At 49.8% G+C, this 23,983-nt stretch carries 22 protein-coding genes; 11 read left to right on the top strand and 11 right to left on the bottom strand.

What is annotated here, in order from left to right; genetic code table 11:
- Window positions 1-24 precede the first annotated feature (24 nt).
- The 3 genes from ynaL to ydaN all read right to left on the bottom strand — a co-directional run bounded on the left by ynaL (window position 25) and on the right by ydaN (window position 1,517).
- The gene (gene ynaL / locus AABJ99_RS13005) at window positions 25-198 is read right to left on the bottom strand and encodes a protein YnaL (protein ID WP_001296046.1); all 174 of its coding nucleotides are present in this window, start codon (window positions 196-198) and stop codon (window positions 25-27) included.
- A 274-nt stretch (window positions 199-472) separates the two neighbouring features.
- Window positions 473-1,456 (bottom strand): zinc transporter ZntB, encoded by a 984-nt coding sequence (gene zntB / locus AABJ99_RS13010; RefSeq protein WP_000387385.1) that lies wholly within the window; start codon window positions 1,454-1,456, stop codon window positions 473-475.
- Between the two features lie 13 nt (window positions 1,457-1,469).
- The gene (gene ydaN / locus AABJ99_RS13015) at window positions 1,470-1,517 is read right to left on the bottom strand and encodes a protein YnaN (RefSeq protein ID WP_211180494.1); all 48 of its coding nucleotides are present in this window, start codon (window positions 1,515-1,517) and stop codon (window positions 1,470-1,472) included.
- Between the two features lie 193 nt (window positions 1,518-1,710).
- Here ydaN and dgcM point away from each other — a divergent pair, with 193 nt between their 5' ends.
- On the top strand, window positions 1,711-2,943 hold the full coding sequence (gene dgcM, locus AABJ99_RS13020; RefSeq protein ID WP_039020837.1) for a diguanylate cyclase DgcM: 1,233 nt from the start codon (window positions 1,711-1,713) through the stop codon (window positions 2,941-2,943).
- 20 nt (window positions 2,944-2,963) lie between these two features.
- On the opposite strand, the gene smrA is transcribed toward dgcM, so the two are convergent.
- On the bottom strand, window positions 2,964-3,527 hold the full coding sequence (gene smrA, locus AABJ99_RS13025; RefSeq protein WP_001046832.1) for a DNA endonuclease SmrA: 564 nt from the start codon (window positions 3,525-3,527) through the stop codon (window positions 2,964-2,966).
- A 329-nt stretch (window positions 3,528-3,856) separates the two neighbouring features.
- Window positions 3,857-4,765, bottom strand: a complete 909-nt coding sequence (gene abgR / locus AABJ99_RS13030) for a LysR family transcriptional regulator (RefSeq protein WP_000885454.1) — start codon at window positions 4,763-4,765, stop codon at window positions 3,857-3,859.
- A 175-nt stretch (window positions 4,766-4,940) separates the two neighbouring features.
- Here abgR and abgA point away from each other — a divergent pair, with 175 nt between their 5' ends.
- From abgA to uspE, 6 genes are all read left to right on the top strand, one after another.
- On the top strand, window positions 4,941-6,251 hold the full coding sequence (abgA, locus tag AABJ99_RS13035; protein WP_039020836.1) for a p-aminobenzoyl-glutamate hydrolase subunit AbgA: 1,311 nt from the start codon (window positions 4,941-4,943) through the stop codon (window positions 6,249-6,251).
- The gene (gene abgB / locus AABJ99_RS13040) at window positions 6,251-7,696 is read left to right on the top strand and encodes a p-aminobenzoyl-glutamate hydrolase subunit AbgB (RefSeq protein WP_039020835.1); all 1,446 of its coding nucleotides are present in this window, start codon (window positions 6,251-6,253) and stop codon (window positions 7,694-7,696) included. The genes abgA and abgB overlap by 1 nt, the downstream gene beginning before the upstream one ends.
- 36 nt (window positions 7,697-7,732) lie before the next feature.
- Complete coding sequence (abgT, locus tag AABJ99_RS13045; RefSeq protein ID WP_000062957.1) at window positions 7,733-9,259, top strand: p-aminobenzoyl-glutamate transporter; 1,527 nt, start codon at window positions 7,733-7,735, stop codon at window positions 9,257-9,259.
- Window positions 9,260-9,269: 10 nt separating this feature from the next.
- Complete coding sequence (ogt, locus tag AABJ99_RS13050; protein ID WP_039020832.1) at window positions 9,270-9,785, top strand: methylated-DNA--[protein]-cysteine S-methyltransferase; 516 nt, start codon at window positions 9,270-9,272, stop codon at window positions 9,783-9,785.
- A gap of 194 nt (window positions 9,786-9,979) precedes the next feature.
- On the top strand, window positions 9,980-10,732 hold the full coding sequence (gene fnr / locus AABJ99_RS13055) for a fumarate/nitrate reduction transcriptional regulator Fnr (RefSeq protein WP_000611911.1): 753 nt from the start codon (window positions 9,980-9,982) through the stop codon (window positions 10,730-10,732).
- A 151-nt stretch (window positions 10,733-10,883) separates the two neighbouring features.
- Complete coding sequence (uspE, locus tag AABJ99_RS13060) at window positions 10,884-11,834, top strand: universal stress protein UspE (protein ID WP_001262123.1); 951 nt, start codon at window positions 10,884-10,886, stop codon at window positions 11,832-11,834.
- Window positions 11,835-11,883: 49 nt separating this feature from the next.
- Here uspE and ynaJ read toward each other — a convergent pair whose 3' ends face one another.
- Window positions 11,884-12,141 carry a DUF2534 family protein gene (gene ynaJ / locus AABJ99_RS13065; RefSeq protein WP_000605090.1) on the bottom strand — a complete coding sequence of 86 codons (258 nt, stop codon included), beginning with the start codon at window positions 12,139-12,141 and terminating at the stop codon, window positions 11,884-11,886.
- Between the two features lie 243 nt (window positions 12,142-12,384).
- Between ynaJ and ynaI the strand changes: the two genes are divergently transcribed.
- Entirely contained in the window at window positions 12,385-13,416 is a 1,032-nt protein-coding gene (gene ynaI / locus AABJ99_RS13070) for a low conductance mechanosensitive channel YnaI (protein ID WP_000559907.1), read from the top strand.
- Window positions 13,417-13,461: 45 nt separating this feature from the next.
- Here ynaI and mppA read toward each other — a convergent pair whose 3' ends face one another.
- Complete coding sequence (mppA, locus tag AABJ99_RS13075) at window positions 13,462-15,075, bottom strand: murein tripeptide ABC transporter substrate-binding protein MppA (protein ID WP_000683032.1); 1,614 nt, start codon at window positions 15,073-15,075, stop codon at window positions 13,462-13,464.
- 182 nt (window positions 15,076-15,257) lie between these two features.
- On the opposite strand from mppA, the gene mpaA reads away from it, so the two are divergent.
- The gene (gene mpaA, locus AABJ99_RS13080; RefSeq protein ID WP_001353227.1) at window positions 15,258-15,986 is read left to right on the top strand and encodes a murein tripeptide amidase MpaA; all 729 of its coding nucleotides are present in this window, start codon (window positions 15,258-15,260) and stop codon (window positions 15,984-15,986) included.
- Here mpaA and ycjG read toward each other — a convergent pair.
- A complete protein-coding gene (gene ycjG / locus AABJ99_RS13085; RefSeq protein WP_039020831.1) occupies window positions 15,961-16,926 on the bottom strand; it encodes an L-Ala-D/L-Glu epimerase in 966 nt (321 codons plus the stop codon). The genes mpaA and ycjG overlap by 26 nt on opposite strands.
- A gap of 118 nt (window positions 16,927-17,044) precedes the next feature.
- Between ycjG and tpx the strand changes: the two genes are divergently transcribed.
- Both tpx and AABJ99_RS13095 read left to right on the top strand, forming a co-directional pair.
- Entirely contained in the window at window positions 17,045-17,548 is a 504-nt protein-coding gene (gene tpx, locus AABJ99_RS13090; RefSeq protein ID WP_032184040.1) for a thiol peroxidase, read from the top strand.
- 153 nt (window positions 17,549-17,701) lie between these two features.
- Window positions 17,702-19,744, top strand: a complete 2,043-nt coding sequence (locus tag AABJ99_RS13095; RefSeq protein WP_039020830.1) for a hypothetical protein — start codon at window positions 17,702-17,704, stop codon at window positions 19,742-19,744.
- 37 nt (window positions 19,745-19,781) lie between these two features.
- Here AABJ99_RS13095 and tyrR read toward each other — a convergent pair whose 3' ends face one another.
- From tyrR to ycjX, 3 genes are all read right to left on the bottom strand, one after another.
- Window positions 19,782-21,323 (bottom strand): transcriptional regulator TyrR, encoded by a 1,542-nt coding sequence (tyrR, locus tag AABJ99_RS13100; RefSeq protein ID WP_032302953.1) that lies wholly within the window; start codon window positions 21,321-21,323, stop codon window positions 19,782-19,784.
- 147 nt (window positions 21,324-21,470) lie between these two features.
- On the bottom strand, window positions 21,471-22,532 hold the full coding sequence (ycjF, locus tag AABJ99_RS13105; RefSeq protein WP_000138727.1) for a YcjF family protein: 1,062 nt from the start codon (window positions 22,530-22,532) through the stop codon (window positions 21,471-21,473).
- Complete coding sequence (gene ycjX, locus AABJ99_RS13110) at window positions 22,529-23,926, bottom strand: YcjX family protein (RefSeq protein WP_039020828.1); 1,398 nt, start codon at window positions 23,924-23,926, stop codon at window positions 22,529-22,531. Before ycjX ends, ycjF begins: the two co-directional genes overlap by 4 nt.
- Window positions 23,927-23,983 lie beyond the last annotated feature (57 nt).

The raw sequence follows: 23,983 nt of genomic DNA on the forward strand, positions 1-23,983 counted from the left end.
TTCTCGTGGTCATCGACGCAAAAATTAGCAAGCGCGTATCCTCGCAGATCTACGCTCACGATGCGACAATTTAATCGGTTCTTCATCGGGTGGTGGGTCAGGCATGGGTTGCGGGCGAGGGATTGGATCGGGCACGGGAACAGGATCGCCAGGAATCGGTTCAGGGACAGGAATTTGCAAATAAATGAGTGTCGTCATATTTCCCTCCGGTCATTGGGTGGACTCTTAAAGGGTAGACGCTGATATATAACAGGCAAAAAAAAGCCGACTCATCAAAGTCGGCGTCGTACGAATCAATTGTGCTATGCAGTAATTCAAAAAAGGAAGTAAGACAATATGGAGCGCAACGCCCATCGCTTGACGTTGCATTCACCTGCAAGAGAGATATTGCCCTGAATGGGTAGAGAGTTTATTGACTTCGCTCAAACTTTGCGGCGTTTTTGTATACAGATAGTAGGGAAAATTGCTGTTGTTACAACCATTTACTACGATGCAACCATAAAGCAACACCACCAATAAGAACGACTAACAGAATACAAAAAATTGAAAATCCGAATTGCCACCCGCCACCTGGGATCCCACCAAGGTTGACACCAAATAACCCGGTCAGAAACGTACTGGGTAAAAAGACCATTGCCATTAATGACATTGTATAGGTGCGACGGGCTAAATTTTCCTGCATCACCTGAGCGATTTCATCCGCCATCACGCCAGTCCGTGCTATACAGGCGTCAATTTCGTCCAGGCCGCGCCCAAGGCGATCGGCAATATCCTGCATTCGGCGGCGTTGATCATCATTCATCCACGGCAGACGCTCACTGGCAAGACGAGCATAAACATCACGTTGCGGTGCCATATAGCGACGCATCACAATTAATTGTTTGCGCAGCAGCGCCAGAAATCCACGCGGTGGAATTTGTTGATCGAGGAGATTATCTTCAAGGTCGATAATTTTATCGTGCAGCTGCTCAATAAATTCACTGGAATGATCGGTCAACGCATCGCACACATCCACCAGCCATCCCCCGCAATCGGTCGGACCAGTACCTTCTTCCAGATCGCTTACCACATCGTCCAGCGCCAGCACTTTGCGTTGTCGGGTCGAAACAATTAACCGCCCGTCCATATATACACGCATGGCGACCAGTTGGTCGGGGCGTTCATCGGTGCTGCCGTTTATACAGCGCAATGTAATCAGCGTACCTTCACCGAGACGGCTGACTCGGGGCCGTGTGCTCTCGCCCGCCAGCGCATCACGTACGTTATTGGGAAGCAGCGGTGTTGTCGCCAGCCATTGGGCGCTATCATGGTGTACATAATTAAGGTGGAGCCAGCAGGGATGCGCTTCATCAATCACATCTGTATTTTCCAGCGGTTTAACGCCGCCTCTACCATCCAGCATCCAGGCAAATACTGCATCCGGGACATTAACGTCCGATCCCTTAATCGCTTCCACAGTGCCTCCATCATCAACGCATTATTTTGTAGTCTAGCCTTCTGGCCCTGTTACGCAACATCTCATCACCCCATTACCCTGAAATGATTAATAAAATTCTGTCTAAATTGAATACAAAAAGCAAAATGCTTTTCCATATACAAACCGTGTGAAGTGTTAAATAGCGTCTATCATTATCAGAATTATCTGATCATATGACGTGGCTTTATTGCGATCGGATAGCAACAAAAATTGATAAAAATAACGGGATCTCAATGATTACGCACAACTTCAATACCCTGGACTTACTCACCAGTCCTGTCTGGATCGTTTCGCCCTTTGAGGAACAGTTAATTTATGCCAACAGCGCGGCGCGACTGTTGATGCAAGACCTCACGTTTAGTCAGCTACGAACCGGTCCCTATTCCGTCTCCTCACAAAAAGAACTGCCGAAATACCTCTCCGATCTGCAAAACCAACACGATATTATCGAAATCCTCACCGTTCAACGTAAAGAAGAGGAAACAGCATTAAGCTGTCGGCTTGTTTTGCGAGAGCTGACAGAAGCAGAACCGGTGATTATTTTCGAAGGTATCGAAGCACCGGCAACGCTGGGTTTAAAAGCCAGTCGCTCGGCAAATTATCAGCGCAAAAAACAAGGTTTTTATGCGCGCTTTTTTCTGACTAACTCTGCACCAATGTTGTTGATTGACCCCTCACGAGATGGCCAAATCGTCGATGCTAACCTCGCCGCGCTCAATTTCTATGGTTATAACCATGAAACGATGTGCCAGAAACATACCTGGGAAATTAATATGCTCGGGCGTCGCGTCATGCCTATCATGCATGAAATCTCGCATTTACCCGGTGGTCATAAGCCTTTGAATTTTATTCATAAACTGGCGGATGGTTCGACTCGTCATGTGCAGACCTATGCTGGGCCGATTGAAATTTATGGCGACAAGCTCATGTTATGTATTGTGCATGATATTACGGAGCAAAAACGGCTGGAGGAGCAGCTGGAACATGCTGCCCACCATGACGCGATGACCGGATTACTGAATCGGCGCCAGTTTTATCACATTACCGAGCCAGGCCAAATGCAGCACCTCGCCATCACTCAGGATTACAGCTTATTGCTCATCGACACCGATCGTTTTAAACACATTAACGATCTCTATGGGCATTCTAAAGGTGATGAGGTGTTATGCGCCCTCGCCCGCACTCTCGAAAGTTGCGCTCGCAAAGGCGATTTGGTGTTTCGTTGGGGAGGCGAAGAGTTTGTCTTATTGCTACCAAGAACCCCACTGGATACCGCGCTTTCGCTGGCTGAAACTATCCGCGTAAGCGTGACAAAAGTGAGTATTTCGGGCTTACCACGCTTTACCGTCAGCATTGGTGTGGCGCATCACGAAGGAAATGAAAGCATCGATGAACTGTTTAAACGCGTTGATGATGCTTTGTATCGGGCGAAAAATGATGGACGCAACCGCGTGCTGGCGGCATAAGCCGCGGATGCGTCTCGAGATCAACGACTGCGCTTAGCGTGGCGCTCCCAGTTTTCTTGCTTTGCCTGCGCCGTTTTACGTAGTGCGACGTAACACGCCCCGCTGCCGCCATGATGCGGTAGCGCGGTACAATATGCCTGGACATCATCAAATTCGGTCAACCAGCGCGCCACATAGCTGCGGACAATATTGGCATGCGATTTATCTTCCCGCCCTTTACCATGAATAATCAGCACATTACGCAAACCATCCGCCAGGGCTTGTTGAATGAAACTGAACACCATTTTGCGGCACTCTTCCACCGGCTGGCGCAAAAGATTCAGGCTCGCCTGTTGCGGATATTTACCACTGCGCAGCTTATCCAGCACCCCATGTTGCAACCCTTCCCGCCGAAACTCCAGCGGCTGGCTTAGCGGGATGATGTCGAGAAATCCGGTGGTGAGGAAATTATCAAGTTGCAGCGTGTCGATACGCTGCGGCGCACGTTGGTTACGCGTTGGATGCCAGTGGACATCTGTAGCACGTTTCAGCGGCTGGACATCTTCCATGGCGTCAAGAAACAGCGATTTGTCGTCAAGGTTCATGTTACATCCTCCCGCAATTAAGAGCGCGATATGATAACCAGACCGGGTCGGTCCAACAACGTATTACCCAAAATTCCAGTAATAAGTTCCAAATATTGCCGATATTTTAAGCAAAATGCTTATGCATGATTATTCATTCACGATATTAATAATGTAACTTATATTTTCGTGAAATCTGTCACTGAAGAAAATTGGCAACTAAAGGTTAAAACCGTTATAACACAGTCACCGGCGCAGAGGAGACAATGCCGGATTTAAGACGCGGATGCACTGCTGTGTGTACTGTAGAGTCTGGCGGATGTCGACAGACTCTATTTTTTTATGCAGTTTTAACTTTGCAGATAGCCGCATTCTCGCCGAAATTGCGTGATTAATGACGCGGTCAGTGGTGTCTGGCGACTATCACGCCGCTGAATCAAATAATAGGCCGCTTTCGGTAAAATTTCGCTAACCGGCAACATCACCAGCCCCTGTCCGTGCAAGGGATCGCAGCCCATTTCTTCAGGTAGTATGCTGAGAAAATCGCTTTTTGCCACCAGACTGATACAGGCTGAAAACGTCTCGCAGACTACGCCGACCTGTGGCGTTTGCGCCTGATCGTCAAGCAATTCACTCAACTGTTTGTAGTAGCTGCCGTGTGGCGTCGGCATTGTCCAGCTGTAGTCCAGTAACTGTTTGATCGAACGGGCACCAATGGCGGGATGTCCCGGGCGGCAAAAGATCGCGAATTGCTTTTCCAGTAATTTCTCAAAAGTAAATTCGTGGTCGTAGGGTCCCTGATAATAGGTATTGATGGTGAAATCCAGTTCTCCCTGGCGCAATTCATTAATCATCGACACCAGTTGCCCTTCCATAATGCGTACTTTTACCTGCGGATGCTGCTGATGAAAACGAGATATGACAGCTGGCATCAGACTGCGGGAAATACTGGCCCCCATGCCGATATTAATTTGCCCTGCCAGTTGCCCTTGTCGTTGGCGAATATCCTCTTGCGCTGCGCGCAGCTCTTCAAGAATAAGACTGGCGTGCTGATAAAAACTTTCGCCGGCATCAGTTAACGTCACGCCTTTACTACGGCGAAAAAAGAGTTGCGCCGCTAACCCTTCTTCCAGCTCCTGAATAGATTTACTCAGTGCCGGTTGCGACATATTCAACATGCGGCTCGCTCCGCGAATGCTGCCCTGACGAGCCACTTCAACAAAAGCCCGAATTTGATGAATTTTTACCTGAAAAGCCATGACGCCACCGATAACCGTTATTTATCAGACCAAAGAAACTGGCATCTACTTTAATGCAGATGATTATGTCAGGGTAATTTATGAACGGTTAAAACTGTGAGAAATCAGTTAGTGATAAGTAAAAACTATCGCTACGTGAACCGGGTCACACTTTTTACTGATGACGGGAAAGGTTATGGAGTCTTTGAATCAATTTATTAATTCGCTTGCCCCAAAATTATCGCACTGGCGACGTGATTTTCACCACTATGCAGAGTCTGGCTGGGTGGAATTCCGCACTGCCACCCTTGTTGCGGAAGAATTGCACCAGCTCGGTTATTCACTGGCGCTGGGCCGCGAAGTCGTTAATGAAAGTAGCCGGATGGGATTACCTGATGAATTCACTCTACAACGCGAATTCGAGCGCGCTCGTCAACAGGGGGCGCTAGAACAATGGATTGCGGCTTTTGAAGGCGGTTTCACTGGCATCGTCGCTACCCTGGATACCGGTCGCCCCGGTCCGGTGATGGCTTTCCGTGTCGATATGGACGCGCTGGATCTCAGTGAAGAACGGGATGTCAGCCATCGCCCCTATCGCGACGGTTTTGCGTCATGTAACGCCGGAATGATGCATGCCTGTGGTCATGATGGACATACCGCTATTGGGCTTGGGCTGGCGCACACCCTTAAACAGTTCGAGTCCGGACTTCACGGCGTCATCAAGCTGATTTTTCAGCCTGCAGAGGAAGGTACGCGTGGCGCGCGGGCGATGGTCGATGCAGGTGTAGTGGATGATGTTGATTATTTTACTGCTGTGCACATTGGCACTGGTGTACCTGCGGGCACAGTAGTGTGCGGCAGTGATAATTTTATGGCAACCACCAAATTTGACGCGCACTTCACCGGGACCGCCGCTCACGCAGGCGCAAAACCACAAGACGGTCACAATGCCTTACTGGCGGCAGCACAAGCAACTCTTGCGCTGCATGGAATCGCCCCGCACAGCGAAGGGGCTTCCAGAGTAAACGTGGGCGTTATGCAGGCAGGAAGCGGTCGTAATGTGGTTCCTGCCTCGGCGTTGCTGAAAGTTGAAACTCGAGGGGTCAGCGACGTCATCAATCAATATGTTTTTGACCGTGCACAACAAGCGATTCAGGGCGCAGCAGCCATGTATGGTGTCGGCGTTGAAACTCGGCTGATGGGTGCAGCTACCGCCAGTTCTCCTTCGCCGCAATGGGTCGCATGGTTACAAAGCCAGGCGGCTCAGGTCGCGGGGGTCAATCAGGCCATTGAACGTGTTGAAGCGCCTGCGGGTTCCGAAGATGCCACATTAATGATGGCCCGCGTGCAGCGACATCAAGGGCAAGCCTCCTATATGGTGTTTGGCACACAGCTGGCGGCAGGTCATCACAACGAAAAATTCGATTTTGACGAGCAGGTTCTCGCTATTGCCGTCGAAACGCTGGCGCGCACCGCGCTCAATTTTCCCTGGACGCGAGGTATCTGATGCAGGAAATCTATCGTTTTATCGACGATGCGATTGAAGCCGATCGCCAACGTTATACCGATATTGCTGATCAAATCTGGGATCATCCAGAAACACGTTTTGAAGAGTTCTGGTCAGCGGAGCATCTGGCTTCGGCGCTGGAATCTGCAGGCTTCACCGTGACTCGCAACGTAGGCAATATCCCAAATGCCTTTATTGCTTCGTTTGGTCAAGACAAACCGGTTATCGCCTTGCTGGGGGAATATGACGCCCTGGCAGGTTTAAGTCAGCAAGCAGGTTGCGCGCAGCCTACATCCACGACGCCCGGTGAAAATGGTCACGGTTGCGGACACAATTTGCTGGGAACCGCCGCTTTTGCCGCAGCAATAGCCGTCAAGAAATGGCTGGAACAATATGGGCAAGGCGGCACGGTGCGCTTTTATGGTTGTCCTGGCGAAGAAGGCGGCTCGGGTAAAACGTTCATGGTCCGCGAGGGGGTATTTGATGATGTGGATGCGGCACTCACCTGGCACCCGGAAGCCTTTGCCGGTATGTTCAATACCCGCACGCTGGCAAACATTCAGGCATCATGGCGCTTTAAAGGGATCGCAGCACATGCCGCGAACTCCCCTCATTTGGGACGCAGCGCCCTTGATGCCGTAACGTTGATGACCACTGGCACCAACTTCCTCAACGAACATATTATTGAAAAAGCGCGCGTACACTATGCCATCACAGATAGCGGCGGGATCTCGCCCAACGTGGTCCAGGCGCAGGCAGAAGTGCTTTATCTTATCCGCGCCCCCGAAATGACCGATGTGCAGCATATTTATGATCGGGTCGCCAAAATCGCCGAAGGTGCGGCATTGATGACCGAAACCACGGTTGAATGCCGCTTTGACAAAGCCTGTTCCAGTTATCTCCCGAATCGCACCTTAGAAAATGCCATGTACCAGGCCCTATCCCATTTTGGTACTCCGGAATGGAACTGCGAAGAACTGGCTTTTGCGAAACAAATTCAGGCTACGCTCACCCCCAACGATCGGCAAAACAGTCTGAATAATATCGCCGCAACCGGTGGCGAAAACGGCAAGGCTTTTGCACTACGTCATCGTGAAACGGTACTGGCGAATGAAGTCGCTCCATATGCCGCCACCGATAACGTGCTTGCGGCATCAACTGATGTCGGCGACGTCAGTTGGAAACTGCCTGTTGCCCAGTGTTTCAGCCCCTGTTTCGCCGTCGGTACACCGCTACATACGTGGCAACTGGTTAGCCAGGGGCGAACGTCTATTGCTCATAAAGGAATGCTGCTGGCGGCGAAAACTATAGCAGCAACCACACTTAATCTCTTCATTGATTCAGGGCTATTGCAAGAATGCCAACAAGAGCATCAGCAAGTTACGGACACGCAACCGTATCACTGCCCTATCCCGAAAAACGTGACGCCGTCACCTTTAAAATAACAACAACAACGCAAACACAACAATCGAGGAATGCCCATGAGTATGTCATCCATACCGTCGTCCTCCCAATCCGGGAAGCTCTATGGCTGGGTCGAAAGAATTGGTAACAAGGTTCCCCATCCTTTTTTGCTCTTTATCTATTTGATTATCGTACTCATGGTTACGACGGCAATTTTGTCGGCCTTTGGCGTCAGTGCGAAAAACCCGACCGATGGTACGCCAGTGGTCGTGAAAAACCTGCTCAGTGTGGAAGGATTACACTGGTTTTTACCCAATGTGATTAAAAACTTTAGCGGTTTTGCCCCACTAGGCGCAATCCTGGCGCTGGTTTTAGGTGCTGGTCTGGCGGAACGCGTCGGCTTACTGCCAGCGCTAATGGTTAAAATGGCATCGCATGTTAATGCCCGCTATGCCAGTTATATGGTGTTGTTTATTGCTTTTTTTAGCCATATATCATCCGATGCGGCGTTAGTTATCATGCCACCGATGGGCGCATTGATTTTTCTGGCGGTGGGCAGGCATCCAGTGGCAGGTTTACTGGCCGCCATTGCAGGCGTCGGTTGCGGCTTTACGGCTAATTTACTGATTGTCACAACCGACGTGTTGCTGTCGGGGATCAGCACGGAGGCTGCGGCTGCGTTCAATCCGCAAATGCACGTCAGTGTAATTGATAACTGGTATTTTATGGCCAGCTCCGTAGTCGTACTGACGTTTGTTGGCGGCCTGATAACCGACAAAATCATTGAGCCACGGTTAGGTCAATGGCAGGGAAACAGCGATGAGAAACTGCAGACATTGACCGAAAGTCAGCGTTTTGGTTTACGCATATCAGGTGTCGTATCGCTACTTTTTATTGCCGCAATTGCGCTGATGGTGATCCCGGAAAATGGGATATTGCGCGATCCGATTAATCACACCGTGATGCCATCCCCCTTTATTAAAGGTATCGTGCCACTGATCATTCTTTTTTTCTTTGTGGTCTCGCTGGCTTATGGCATCGCTACCCGCACAATTCGACGTCAGGCAGATTTACCGCATTTAATGATTGAACCGATGAAAGAGATGGCGGGATTTATCGTGATGGTTTTTCCCCTCGCCCAGTTTGTCGCCATGTTTAACTGGAGCAACATGGGGAAATTCATCGCGGTGGGGCTGACCGATATACTCGAAAGTTCAGGGCTTAGCGGCATCCCGGCGTTTGTCGGTCTGGCGTTGCTTTCCTCTTTCTTATGCATGTTTATCGCCAGCGGTTCCGCAATCTGGTCGATTCTGGCCCCCATTTTCGTACCAATGTTTATGCTACTTGGCTTTCACCCGGCATTTGCGCAAATCCTCTTTCGTATTGCCGACTCATCCGTATTGCCTTTAGCTCCGGTATCTCCTTTTGTTCCACTGTTTCTTGGATTCCTGCAACGCTACAAACCAGACGCGAAACTGGGTACTTACTATTCGTTAGTTTTGCCCTATCCACTTATCTTTTTGGTGGTATGGCTGCTGATGTTGCTGGCGTGGTATCTTGTCGGTCTGCCGATAGGTCCGGGGATTTACCCTCGTTTGTCTTAAGAGAGAACGGATGCTGAGATTACTTGAAGAAAAAATTGCCACGCCACTGGGTCCACTGTGGGTGATTTGCGATGAGCAATTTCACTTGCGGGCGGTTGAATGGGAAGAGTACAGCGAACGCATGGTGCAGCTGCTGGACATCCATTACCGCAAAGAAGGCTATGAACGTATTTCTGCCACCAACCCAGGTGGTTTAAGCGACAAGCTTCGTGAATATTTTGCCGGTAATCTTAGCATTATTGATACGCTTCCCACTGCCACGGGGGGGACGCCATTTCAGCGCGAAGTCTGGAAAACATTACGCACAATCCCCTGCGGGCAGGTAATGCATTACGGCCAACTGGCTGAACAATTGGGCCGCCCCGGCGCGGCGCGTGCCGTAGGTGCGGCAAATGGATCGAATCCCATCAGCATTGTTGTGCCTTGTCATCGGGTCATTGGCAGAAACGGTACCATGACCGGATATGCAGGCGGAGTTCAGCGAAAAGAGTGGTTATTACGCCACGAAGGTTATCTTTTGCTGTAAACCTTATACAATTTGTGCCAGCTTGTTCACACTTTTATGTAAAGTTACCCTTAACAACTTAAGGGTTTTCAAATAGATAGACATATATTTACATCTAATATCGGAATTCTCTGCTGTTAAGGTTTGCTTAGACTTACTTGCTCCCTAAAAAGATGTTAAAATTGACAAATATCAATTACGGCTTGAGCAGACCTATGATCCCGGAAAAGCGAATTATACGGCGCATTCAGTCTGGCGGTTGTGCTATCCATTGCCAGGATTGCAGCATCAGCCAGCTTTGCATCCCGTTCACACTCAACGAACATGAGCTTGATCAGCTTGATAATATCATTGAGCGAAAGAAGCCTATTCAGAAAGGCCAGACGCTGTTTAAGGCTGGTGATGAACTTAAATCGCTTTATGCCATCCGCTCCGGTACGATTAAAAGTTATACCATTACTGAGCAAGGCGACGAGCAAATCACTGGTTTCCATTTAGCTGGTGACCTGGTGGGATTTGATGCCATCGGCAGCGGTCATCACCCGAGCTTCGCGCAGGCGCTGGAAACCTCGATGGTATGTGAAATTCCGTTCGAAACGCTGGACGATTTGTCCGGTAAAATGCCGAATTTGCGTCAGCAGATGATGCGTCTGATGAGCGGTGAAATCAAAGGCGATCAGGACATGATCCTGCTGTTGTCGAAGAAAAATGCCGAGGAACGTCTGGCTGCATTCATCTACAACCTGTCCCGTCGTTTTGCCCAACGCGGCTTCTCCCCTCGTGAATTCCGCCTGACGATGACTCGTGGCGATATCGGTAACTATCTGGGCCTGACGGTAGAAACCATCAGCCGTCTGCTGGGTCGCTTCCAGAAAAGCGGCATGCTGGCAGTCAAAGGTAAATACATCACCATCGAAAATAACGATGCGCTGGCCCAGCTTGCTGGTCACACGCGTAACGTTGCCTGATTTTTCCGCATCACTCACTATCCTTCTGTCATATCATTAAATTTTTCTGATTTATTGATCTGGCAGAAGGTTCATCACTGTTTCATTCACCAGATATGGGTTAATCTTTTAATTACAAACTGCGTTGACAGTTGTTGTAAGGAGACCCTGTATGGCTATGTATCAGAACATGCTCGTTGTTATCGATCCTAACCAGGACGACCAACCAGCATTGCGGCGAGCTGTTTATTTACATCAACGGATTGGTGGCAAAATTAAAGCCTTTTTGCCGATCTATGACTTCTCATACGAAATGACCACCCTGCTCTCCCCGGACGAACGTACCGCTATGCGTCAGGGCGTCATCAGCCAGCGAACAGCCTGGATCCACGAGCAGGCAAAATATTATCTCAATGCTGGCGTTCCCATTGAAATTAAAGTGGTCTGGCATAACCGTCCATTCGAAGCCATCATTCAGGAAGTGATCAGCGGCGGACACGATTTGGTGCTAAAAATGGCGCACCAACATGACCGTCTGGAAGCGGTGATTTTTACGCCAACGGACTGGCATCTGTTACGCAAATGCCCAAGCCCGGTGTGGATGGTGAAAGACCAGCCGTGGCCGGAAGGGGGTAAGGCGCTGGTGGCGGTGAATCTCGCCAGTGAAGAGCCGTACCATAATGCGCTCAATGAAAAACTGGTTAAAGAGACGATCGAACTGGCGGAACAAGTCAACCATACCGAAGTTCATCTGGTTGGCGCTTATCCGGTAACGCCAATTAATATCGCAATTGAACTGCCGGAATTTGACCCGAGCGTTTATAACGATGCCATTCGTGGGCAACATTTGCTGGCAATGAAAGCCCTACGGCAGAAATTCGGCATTAATGAAAACATGACACACGTTGAAAAAGGTCTACCAGAAGAGGTGATTCCTGATTTGGCGGAGCACTTACAGGCGGGGATTGTGGTTCTGGGAACGGTCGGACGCACCGGTATTTCAGCAGCATTCCTCGGCAACACGGCGGAACAGGTGATTGATCATCTTCGCTGCGACCTGCTGGTCATTAAACCTGACCAGTATCAGACCCCCGTTGAACTGGATGACGAAGAAGACGATTAACGACTCTTCAATAACTGACAAGGCCCGAGTTAACGGGCCTATTTTTTACTTACTGCTCTTCGCCGCCAAGGAAATAAATTCCCAACGGGATTGCCAGCAACACAGTAAAGACCAGGCTATAAACAAAAATCATTGATGACTGAATCACATACATTGATGTCGTCCACTCAGACAGCGGAATATTGTACTGTTCTATCACGCCGCCGATGGTCGCGCGAGTCACAACCGACGCCGCAATAATGAAAACCGCCAACAAACCAAAGAGAAATTTCTTCCCTTTCGCTGACTTCAGTTTCGCCATAATCATGATGTAATCCTTGTGCAGACAAATTTCTTGTTACCTAACAGTAACAATACCATGACATTTCACCGTTGTCTGCTCTGAAAACCTCACCTCTTAGCTGGATTTACAATCAACGCATTGATTAGTTAGCTAATGTTGCTACTTCCTTCCCTGACTATTGATGATCTGAATGAATTGTCGCGGTAAAATAGCCCCGCCAGGGGTTTCCGGCATGACGACAATTATCTGGAGGAGCCTGATAAAACAATGATCGCTGAACTGTTTACAAATAATGCGCTTAATCTGGTCATTATTTTCGGTAGCTGCGCAGCATTGATTCTGATGAGCTTTTGGTTTCGCCGCGGAAATCGTAAAAGAAAAGGATTTTTATTCCATGCGGTGCAATTTTTAATCTACACCATAATTATCAGTGCTGTTGGTAGCATCATTAATTATGTTATAGAAAACTACAAACTCCAATTTATCACTCCAGGCGTTATCGATTTTATCTGTACGTCCCTGATTGCGGTTATTCTGACGATTAAGTTATTTCTGCTGATTAATCAGTTTGAAAAACAGCAGATTAAAAAAGGTCGCGATATCACCAGTGCGCGGATTATGTCGCGTATCATCAAAATCACCATTATTGTGGTACTTGTTTTGCTTTATGGCGAACATTTCGGTATGAGCCTTTCTGGCTTGTTGACCTTTGGTGGTATTGGTGGTCTGGCTGTCGGTATGGCCGGTAAAGATATTTTGAGTAACTTCTTTTCCGGGATTATGCTCTATTTCGACCGTCCTTTTAGTATTGGCGACTGGATCCGTTCACCGGACAGAAATATCGAAGGTACAGTAGCGGAAATTGGCTGGCGAATTACCAAAATTACGACCTTTGATAATCGTCCGTTATACGTCCCGAACTCGCTGTTTTCGTCTATCAGCGTAGAAAACCCTGGGCGAATGACCAACCGACGTATTACCACGACAATCGGTTTACGTTATGAGGATGCGGCAAAAGTGGGAGCCATTGTCGAAGCCGTACGTGAGATGCTTAAAAATCACCCAGCCATCGACCAGCGACAAACCTTACTGGTTTATTTCAACCAGTTTGCTGACTCGTCATTGAATATTATGGTTTATTGCTTTACCAAAACCACAGTATGGGCTGAATGGCTTGCCGCCCAGCAGGATGTTTATTTGAAGATTATCGATATTGTACAGTCACACGGCGCGGATTTCGCGTTCCCAAGCCAGACGCTGTATATGGATAACATTACACCACCAGACCAGGGTCGTTAATTCAGACATCACTGGCGTTACCCACAAGGGTAACGCCAGTTCACATCAATGTTTCACAATATACATAGTCCGGCTATACGCCACATCTTCCGGGTTATTAATGGGATAACCTTTCAGCCACGGCTTGATTAATCGTCCATTGGTATATTGATAAATTGGTGCAATCGGTGCTTGCTCCATGAGGATTTTTTCTGCCGCGTTGTAATCGGCATTACGCGCTTTAACGGTATTTTCCGTCGATGCCTGGGCCAAAACTTTGTCGTAGGCCGGGTTGTTAAAACGTGAAATGTTCCCTGAATGCGTTGACGTTAATAATGTCAGGAAGGTGGAGGGTTCATTATAATCCCCCACCCACGAGGCGCGGATAACATCAAAATTACCTGTATTACGACTATCGATATAGGTTTTCCATTCCTGATTTTGCAGTTTGACATCTACACCAAGGTTCTTTTTCCACATCGATGCCACAGCAATCGCAATTTTTTGATGGTTTTCTGAAGTATTATACAAAAGCGTCAGCTTCAGCGGTTTTTGCGGACCATAACCGGCTGCGCTCAACAAAGTTTTTGCCTGCGCATTCAGTTCTTCCTGACTCATTTGTTCAAACGGCGAAGGCTCCGGCGTGAATCCGGCAGTAACATCTGGCGTAAAATGCCACGCTGGTTTTTCGCCCGTCCCCAACACTTTTTCGGTCATCAGGCGGCGATCTATCGTCATACTTAATGCCAGACGAACGCGCTGATCTGCCGTCGGCCCTTTTTGCGTGTTAAACGCATAATAATAGGTCCCGAGCTGCGGCGGTGTATAAACCTGCCCCGGAATATCCTTCAACAGCTTCTGATACATATTTTTGGGGAAGGATTCGGTGATATCAATATCCCCCGCGAGATAACGCTTAGTGGCTGCGGATTCCTGATTAATTGGCAGGAAGGTCACTTTTTGCAACACCGTTTTGGCGTTATCCCAATAATGAGTATTTGGCACCACGACCAGTTTTTCATTGACTACACGCTCTTTAAGAACATAAGCGCCATTGCCGACCAGATTTCCGGGTTTCGTCCACTCTTTCCCGCTTTCTACGTTAGCTTTTTGCACCGGGAAGAAGGCAAAATTGGCTGTTAAATTCACAAACCACGGCAACGGTTTATCAAGCTGGATTTTCAAAGTACGGGCATCAACCGCGGTGACGCCTAGCTGATCAGGCGTAGCTTTACCATCAATAATCGCCTGTGCGTTGTTGATTCCCGCCAGCGCGGCAAACCAGGCAAACGGCGACAACGTTTTTGGGTCAACCAGACGTTGCCAGCTGTAGACAAAATCCTGTGCCGTTACCGGTGTGCCATCCGCCCATTTTGCGTTATCGCGCAGGGTGAAAGTCCAGATACGGTTGTCATTACTTTTCCACTGAGTCGCAACGCCGGGGACAATCTCCCCTTTCTCGTTCTGATTCACCAGTCCTTCAAAAAGATCGCGAATGACCTGAATCTCTGGCAGACCCACGGCTTTAGCGGGATCCAGCGACGCAGGCTCATCTTTAATATGGCGCACCAGCTCCTGCTTCTCTGCCAGTACTGTGCCGCTCGGAACTTCTGCAGCATACGAAAGAGAAATGCTGCTGACCAACAGCGCACAACACGTGACTGAAACAGAGTGCTTCATAAGTTACCCTCAAACCTGCGTTAATAATCATGCGTAATTATTTGTTTCGCCTTAAAGAAATGCAAACAACTTCCGGCAAAAAAGTGATACAAGATCGATAACATAGCGTTGAAGAAAAGGATTTGATAATCCGCAAAATTTGCACAACACTGCCTGTAATACTTCCTGAACCAGAGACGATCATGACCGTAACTCGCCCACGCGCCGAACGCGGCGCATTTCCGCCCGGTACAGAACATTACGGACGTTCATTATTGGGCGCGCCTTTGATCTGGTTTCCGGCCCCAGCCGCCAGTCACGAAAGTGGTTTGATTCTGGCTGGCACCCACGGTGATGAAAACTCTTCGGTCGTGACCCTCTCCTGTGCTTTGCGGACATTGACACCTTCTTTGCGCCGCCATCATGTGGTGCTGTGTGTGAATCCTGACGGCTGCCAGTTAGGGTTACGGGCCAATGCTAATGGCGTGGATTTAAATAGAAACTTTCCGGCAGCAAACTGGAAGGAAGGTGAAACGGTTTATCGCTGGAACAGCGCCGCTGAAGAACGTGATGTCGTTTTACTGACAGGTGACAAACCTGGCTCCGAACCTGAAACTCAGGCGCTGTGCCAGCTTATACATCGCATTCAACCTGCCTGGGTGGTCTCATTCCACGATCCACTGGCCTGTATTGAAGACCCCAGACACAGCGAATTAGGTGAATGGCTGGCCCAGGCGTTTGAATTGCCACTGGTCACCAGCGTCGGTTATGAAACGCCTGGCTCTTTCGGCAGTTGGTGTGCAGATCTGAACTTGCATTGCATCACCGCAGAGTTTCCCCCCATCTCCTCCGACGAAGCCAGCGAAAAATACCTCTTTGCGATGGCTAACTTGCTGCGCTGGCATCCTAAAGATGCAATGCGCCCGTCGTGAATTGAAGCGCCGGTTCCACATCTACCGCCAGCCAGGTCGGTCCGTCAAGATCAGCAAAACTGACCTGCGGCACCAGCGGTAAAGCGGCGCTAATGGCACGAGAGGTACACAACATGCAGCCCAGCATCAGACTGAAACCTTGTGCACGCGCTTCGGTCGCCAGCGCCAGCGCCTCCGTCAGGCCACCCGTTTTATCGAGCTTGATGTTAACCATCTCATAGCGCCCTTGCAGCGCCTTCAGATTGCTACGGGTATGACAACTTTCATCAGCACAAATCGGTAACGGATGAATAAAATTCTCCAGTGCCGCATCGTCCTGCGCAGGAAGCGGTTGTTCAAGCATCGCAACGCCTAAATCCGCGAGCAGTTGGCAACGCGCCGCCAACCCTTCTGCACGCCAGGATTCATTTGCATCAACGATAAGCGTCGCGTCGGGCACAGCCGTGCGAATTGCTACCATCCGCTCACTGATAAGATGGTTATCCAGCTTCACTTTCAGCAATTTCGCGCCTGCCTGCCACAGTGTTGATGCACTATTGGCCATCTGATCAGGCGTACCGATGACTACCGTCTGTGCTGTAATGACTGTCTCGGGAAGCGTTATGCCAATCAAATCAGCCAGCGATCGCTGCTGTTTACGCGCCGCCAGATCCCACAAAGCACAATCCAGCGCATTACGTGCCGCTCCAGCAGGGAGAATTTTTTGTAATTCCTCCCGTGTCAGCCCTTTTTCTAATTGCGGCAGGACGCTCATAATTTGCGCCATTACCGAGGCATCACTTTCACCATAGCGCGGATACGGCGTGCATTCGCCAGTACTTTTAATGCCCTCTTCTTCTAACTCCACCACCACCACGCGCGCTTCACTACGACTTCCCCGAGCAATCACAAACGGGGTATGTAAGGGCCAGGCTTCCTCAAATACCTTAACGGTTCTCATCTTTACTCCTTGTTGTCGCGGTGGTCTGCGGATTAAGCGCAAATAGCGTTTGCTGTGTTATTGACAGTTAGCATAAACTAGGTGTGACGTTAACTATATGTAAACAGGAAAGATAATCATGTCACAAACCGTTCATTTCCAGGGCAACCCGGTTACAGTCGCCAATTCCATCCCGCTGGCGGGTAGCAAAGCGCAGACTTTTACTCTCGTGGCAAAAGATCTGTCTGACGTCACCCTCGGTCAGTTTGCGGGTAAACGCAAAGTGCTGAACATTTTCCCGAGTATTGATACCGGTGTTTGCGCCGCATCAGTACGTAAGTTTAACCAACTGGCAACCGAGATCGACAACACCGTTGTGCTGTGTATCTCTGCCGATCTGCCGTTCGCCCAGTCTCGTTTCTGCGGCGCAGAAGGTCTGAACAACGTTATCACCCTCTCCACTTTCCGTAACGCTGAATTCCTGCAAGCCTACGGTGTGGCAATTGCTGATGGCCCACTGAAAGGTCTGGCAGCGCGTGCCGTTGTGGTTATTGATGAAAATGACAATGTGATTTTCAGCCAGCTGGTGGATGAAATCACCACCGAGCCGGATTACGAAGCAGCTCTGGCTGTACTGCGCTAAACAACTGTGCCGTTCACTGAATCACCACCGGTGAACGGCAGTTTTTGATCTACCAGTCCCACTATTTTCCAGAGTTCCTGCCACTATTCCCCCTAACCGTTGTGCATTAAGATTGCTCTTTGCCATTATTAGCCCAGCGGAGTGATGACTATTATGGATGATAAACAAATTACGGTCTGGCTTAAACACAATTGCTGTTCAACGGACATTCCTGCCATTGCCGAGGCACTAACGAACCATGCAGAATGGCTTTTAGAGCTAGCGCCAGATCCTATTGATCAAGGTAGTTCATGCTTACCGCCGGCAGCTGCAGCTGGTATTTTTCTTGGCGCAGCGGCGATGGTTCACTGCGGCGAGGCTAGTGGTGCAGAAACCTGGCTCGAAGCAGCCATTACTGATTACCATTTCTTTAATCCAAACGGATATAGTTCATGGAGAGGTAGTACGCCTGTTTTTACAGCATTATCGCGTTACCCGGCATTAAGAATGGTGTTATTTAACGCCGCTTGCGCAATGGAAGACTGGAATAAAGCATCCGCTGTTCTTGAATCGCTTTTCCATGCCAGCGATGTCCCGGAAGATAACCCTGTCGCCCCAAATTTTACCCCTTATGCGCTGAAAGCGTTTATCGCGGATTACCACCCGTTAGGGCCTGCTTATTATGATGAAACCTGGTTGCTGGCAAAACAAGCGTGGTTAATTAATGCGGGCGTTCTGGATGAGCGAACCTGCAATACCTGGAAGCAATATACCCGCCACTTGCGCCATTTGATCCACAATGCACAGTTTGCCGATGCGCTCTCTTTTGTACGCAGTAAAAAAGAACCATTAAATCATATCCATACCTACTCAGACTTTTATCTCTATGCGATTGGTTTATTTTCTTCTACTGATCAGCTAAGTGAAGCGCTAACCTGGGTAAAACAATTAATCCGCAACAATGATGGTCATTTCCATGATCTTTTCGTTTCAACTGGCGCAAAGCGCCGAATAAAGCCTGAACTTAGTACCTTGCTGAATAATCTCTTGCACAGCGCAGAGTTTCAGGCGTTGCAGGATAAATATCTCACCGTCGGACATGATGTTGTGCATTCTGGTCCCTTCATGTCAGTTTATGAAAAGGTTCTTGGCGGAAAGTCCCGAAAGCGCTGCGCGATTAGTCGAAAATTAATCTCGCCCGGCGAAGCGGTTTATGAATATCGTCAGCTGGATAGTGTGGAATATATTGCAGCGAAAGCGGCCTTTCAGACATCTGAGCTAAATAATATCGCCCACCGGCATCATAATGATAGTTATCAGTGGCATGAATTTGCCGCCCAATGGCCTCGTCGGGGTTCACTTTCTCACCCAGATATTGCCCGTTATTTGTTTGAGCGCCAGGAAGGAAAATGCTTTGATGCCGCAGAGTTTATACAACTGATTGCGGAACCGTTTGTTTTTCCGATGCGTTTCATATGGGTTGCCGGGTTGTCCTTTGAATTACATCAGTATCCGGATGCCTATTTCGTAAATGACAATATGGCGGGTGAATTTGTTAATCTCTGCTGGATGGCTATGAAATGCGGACATGCTGGCGACATTTTCAAACAACTGGCCCACGAGCCGCATGACGTTGCTGACCCTATTTACGCCATGCTCGCCACGTTTGACCGCGCTGATTGCCGTAGCGCGGCCGCCGCGCACTTTGGACAACCGGAACTACCGGAAATAATGGCACTGGCTTTCAGTTCGAGGTTATCGCTCGACAGCGTCCTTACCATCGCTGAGTTTGGTAAAAATCAGCCGCGATTTTCACATGCGCTAGCAACGGCCCTCCTGCGTTACAACCTGCACATCTACTCAAACTATATGCCGCAGGTTAACTGGTTCCTTCAGGGGCTGGAAAACTATGCTTTGGCAAAAGGCGGTCAACTTTTAAATTTCTTTGTGCATATTCCAGAACAAATTCCCGTTCTGGCGACCATGCTGGAACATGGCGTATTAGTGCGTGGGATCGGTGAAGGTGCCTATGATGGTTATGATAATTCAGCAAATTCATTTCATCATGCCGCCGTGATGCACTGCCTCACGCACGCGCCGGAAAAAGTCCGCTACTGGATGGAAACACCCTGGATTCAGAACTATTTAGTGAATGCGCCGCTGCGTCAAACGGCGCGCCATGTGGAAGCCTGGCATAAAAAGTTTGGCATCAAATGAACGTTGCCGCTGCGCCTGAACGGCGCAGCCAGCACAATCACTCTTCGCTTTTCTTCTGGTTTAAGCCATATTCCCGCAACTTATTGGCAATCGCGGTATGCGAAACGCCGAGACGTTTTGCCAGTTTGCGCGTGCTGGGATAATTGCGATAAAGCTGAGTTAATACCGAGCGTTCAAAACGGCTGGTAATTTCGTCCAGCGAACCTTCCATCGCATCTTCGCCCACGGCTACCGTTGCGGCGTCATAATCCGGCAACAAAATATCCTGAGGACGCAGCTCATAGCCGTCCAGTTGTGTCAGTGCGCGATAGATAGCGTTCTTTAACTGCCGCACATTTCCCGGCCACGCATAACGCGTAAGTACAGTATTCAGGTCAGCGGCCAGTTTCGGACGCGGCACGCCCTGCTCGTCGGCAAAGCGGGCGACGAACAGCTCGGTTAACGGCATGATGTCCTGCGGACAGTCACGTAGCGGCGGCAGATTGAGCGTCAACACGTTCAGACGATAATAGAGATCTTCACGGAACACGCCTTTTTGCACCAGTTCGACCAAATTCTTCTGCGTAGCACAAATAACCCTTACATCGACATGCACTTCATGATCTTCACCAACTCGACGGAAAGTACCATCATTAAGGAAACGCAGTAATTTCGCCTGCATCCTTGGCGACATCTCGCCTATCTCATCTAACAGCACCGAACCACCGTTCGCCTGCTCAAAGAACCCTTTTTTACCTTCCGGAGCATGACCAAACAGTTCACTCTCGACCGCATCTTCCGGTATAGACGCGCAGTTCAGCGCCAGGTAAGGTTTGCTCGCTCTGGGGCTTGCCTGATGGCAGGCGTAGGCAAAGAGATCTTTACCTGTACCGGTGTCACCCGTAATCAGCAACGGCGCGCTTAGCATCGCCAGTTTCTGCGCCTGTTCGACAACATGCTTCATTTTCGGGCTGACGGCGACAATTTGACTGAAGGCACTGACGTCCTGTGCAGCGACATTCTGCAACTGACGGCCCATACGAATCGTCGAGCGCAACATCACCACCGCACCGGTCAGAACGTGTTGATCATTTTCATCCTGAAGATAAACAGGCGTAATCTCCATCAGGAAATTCTGCCCATTAATAACGACATGCTCGTTATGCGAGTCTTGCGGTTCGCTTTCCAGCCAGCGTAAAAAATTAAAGCCGTTAATTAATTGCGCGGCGGTATGGTTGCGCAGGCGATCCAATTTTTGCCCAAAAAGCTGACAGCTCGCCGGGTTCGCCATATCCACTTTGCTTTTCATATCAACAGAAAGCACAGGCTCAGGCAACGCCTCCAGTAACGCGCTCAACGCCAGATGCTCACGTTCGGAAGGCATCCACGGAACAGTGCGCACATCGGTAACACCTGCAATACGGCGTATTTCGGCCATCAGACTGCTGAAACTTTCAAATTCCAGTTCGGCAAAATTGAGGTAGATTCGCCCAATGGGGTCAATCTCAATACCGCGTAAATCAATACCTCTTAGCACGAGTAGATCGAGTAATTCGCGGGTCAGACCGAGTCGGTCTTCACAAAAGACTTCCAGACGCATGGGAACCTTCACCTGAAAAAAGAACAATTAATATGATGATATGACACTATTTGGATAGCAGGAAGGTTTCTGTCAACAATCATTGACACAAAGACGGAAAAACGGGCACTTCGGCGTAAAGATATCCGGTCAGCACCCGATATTGCATTATTTTTCGGCAGGAGTTTTGCCTTTTTGCAGCGTCTCTTTCACCTGACCAATAAGCTGGCGACGGAAATCCCCGAGGCGAGGTTTGTCATCGTCAATCCACGGCAGAGGGCGGCAAAGCTCCATAGCTTTAATCCCCAGTCGTGCCGTCAGAAGTCCAGCACCAATCCCCTGAGCTGCCCGGGTAGACAAACGCGCAGCGAGATCTTGCGACATCCAGTCCATCCCCACTTCGCGCACCAGTTCGCTGGCTCCGGCGAAAGCGATATTCAGCAATACCAGCTTAAACAGGCGCAAACGGCTGTAATATCCCAGTTCAATGCCATACAGCGTGGCGATGCGATTGATCAAACGCAGATTGCGCCAGGCGATAAATGCCATATCCACCAGCGCCAGCGGGCTAACGGCGATCATTAACGTTGATTCCGCCGCTGAGCGACTGATTTCGCGCCGCGCCTGGGCATCTAAAACCGGCTGGACCAGATGAGCATACAGGCTGACCACTTCACGATCGTTCTGCGTTTCATGGATTGAGGCATACCAGCGTTGCAGTGCCGGATGCGACTGGTCGATGCCCGCCTGCTGCGCCAGTTTTTCGCAGAATGCACGGCCTTTACCCGTGCCGTGACTGTGCAACAAATCGCGCGCTTCGTCGCGTTCATGGGCGCGCTGTCGCAAGCGCCATAAGCGCCGCCACTCTGTTACCACAGAACCTACGCCAGCGCCGATAATCAATGCCCCAGCGGCACATCCACCCAGCGCTACCCAATCCTGAGTTTGCCAGGCATTCATCGTCCACTGCACGCCCTGCCCGACAACGCTTGCACCAAACAGAGCCAACCCGCCCATCACCATTTTGCGCCACAGGCTGCGTTTCGGACGTAACGCTGCGTCCATCACCGCTTCAACTTGCCCCTCTTCTTCCTGCGCTTCGTCGAGCGTGGCCGGGGCAAAATTTTGCGCCTGATTTTCGTCAAAGGTTTGCTGCGCCCTGAATTTTGGATTCTGATCGACCTCCAGTGGACCGTCGAAATCAATACGTGGTTTTAACGGTTCGGTCATCGCAATTTATCTCCTATTAAAAATTCCAGCGCAGCATCAAGGCGAATATGCGGCAACGGTTTGTCGACATCCATTACCTGCGGGCGAAACGCCTCAAACTGGAAGCCTTGTTTATCCCAGAACGCCTGACCAGGCAAACGTGCGGGAACTTCGCCAGGATAAACAGTGAGCGGTGCGCCATCACTGAGTCGATTTCCGCGCAGCGCCGGGATTTTCTCACCGTTAACATCAATAATGCCGCTGGTGGTCGCCTGAACTGACGCCAGCCCCAGGCAGTCCATACTGATCCCTTCGAACGCCGCATTTTGCCAGGCATCCTGAATCAGTTGTTGCAGTAATGAAACCATATTGGCGTGCTGATCGATGGTCACATGATCCGCTTTAGTGGCAGCAAACAATAGCTTATCGATAACCGGCGAAAACAAGCGCCGGAACAAGGTACGCTGCCCGTAGTGGAAGCTTTGCATCAGCTGCGTCAGCGCCAGACGCATATCATTAAATGCCTGTGGCCCACTGTTGAGCGGTTGCAGGCAGTCCACCAGCACAATCTGCCGATCAAAACGCAGGAAGTGATTTTTATAGAACCCCTTCACCACTTTCTCGCAGTAATAATTAAACCGTTCGCGCAGCATTCCGGCATTGGTGTGCTTGTCGGCCTGTGCAAGTTTTGATTCGCCCCAGGCATCGACATCTGGCCACGGGAAGAATTGCAACGCGGGCGCACCTGCCATATCGCCCGGCAAGACAAAACGCCCAGGCTGAATAAAGTGCAGCCCCTGCTGTTTGCAGTGGTGGAGATAATCGGTCCATGCGGCAGCAATGTCTGCAAGACGGTTTTCGTCGGCAGGTGCTAGTGGGTCCAGCCCTTCGCACATCATTCGCCATTTTGCCGACCATTCGCCGCGCTGACCATTGAGTAAGCCCGTCATCTGGCGCGACCAGCTTAAATAGTCCTGCGCCAACATCGGCAAGTCGAGTAACCATTCGCCGGGATAATCCACTATCTCCAGATATAACGTGGAAGTGTCTTTGAAGTGACGCAACAGCGAATCGTTCGATTTATAGCGTAGCGCCAGGCGAATCTCACTGACGCCGCGTGTTGGGGTCGGCCAGGCGGGAGGCTCGCCATATAACTGCGCCAGCCCTTCATCGTAGGTGAAGCGCGGAATGCCAAAGTCACGCTGGGGAATGCGTTTTACGCCCAGCAGGCGCTCTTCACGCACCGCACTTAATAGCGGCAAGCGTGCTCCGGCATGAATATTGAGCAACTGATTGACCATCGCAGTGATAAACGCGGTTTTGCCGCTGCGGCTAAGTCCGGTTACAGCGAGGCGCAGATGTCTGTCGACACCCCGATTCACCAGCGCATTAAGTTCATTTTTAAGTCGCTTCATTGCTGTCCTGTGCTGCTCTGAAGACCAGAAAAAAATCATTCGTAAGGATATGAATGT

The sequence above is a fragment of the Escherichia coli genome (assembly GCF_036503815.1).
Classification (GTDB): Bacteria; Pseudomonadota; Gammaproteobacteria; order Enterobacterales; family Enterobacteriaceae; genus Escherichia; species Escherichia coli_F.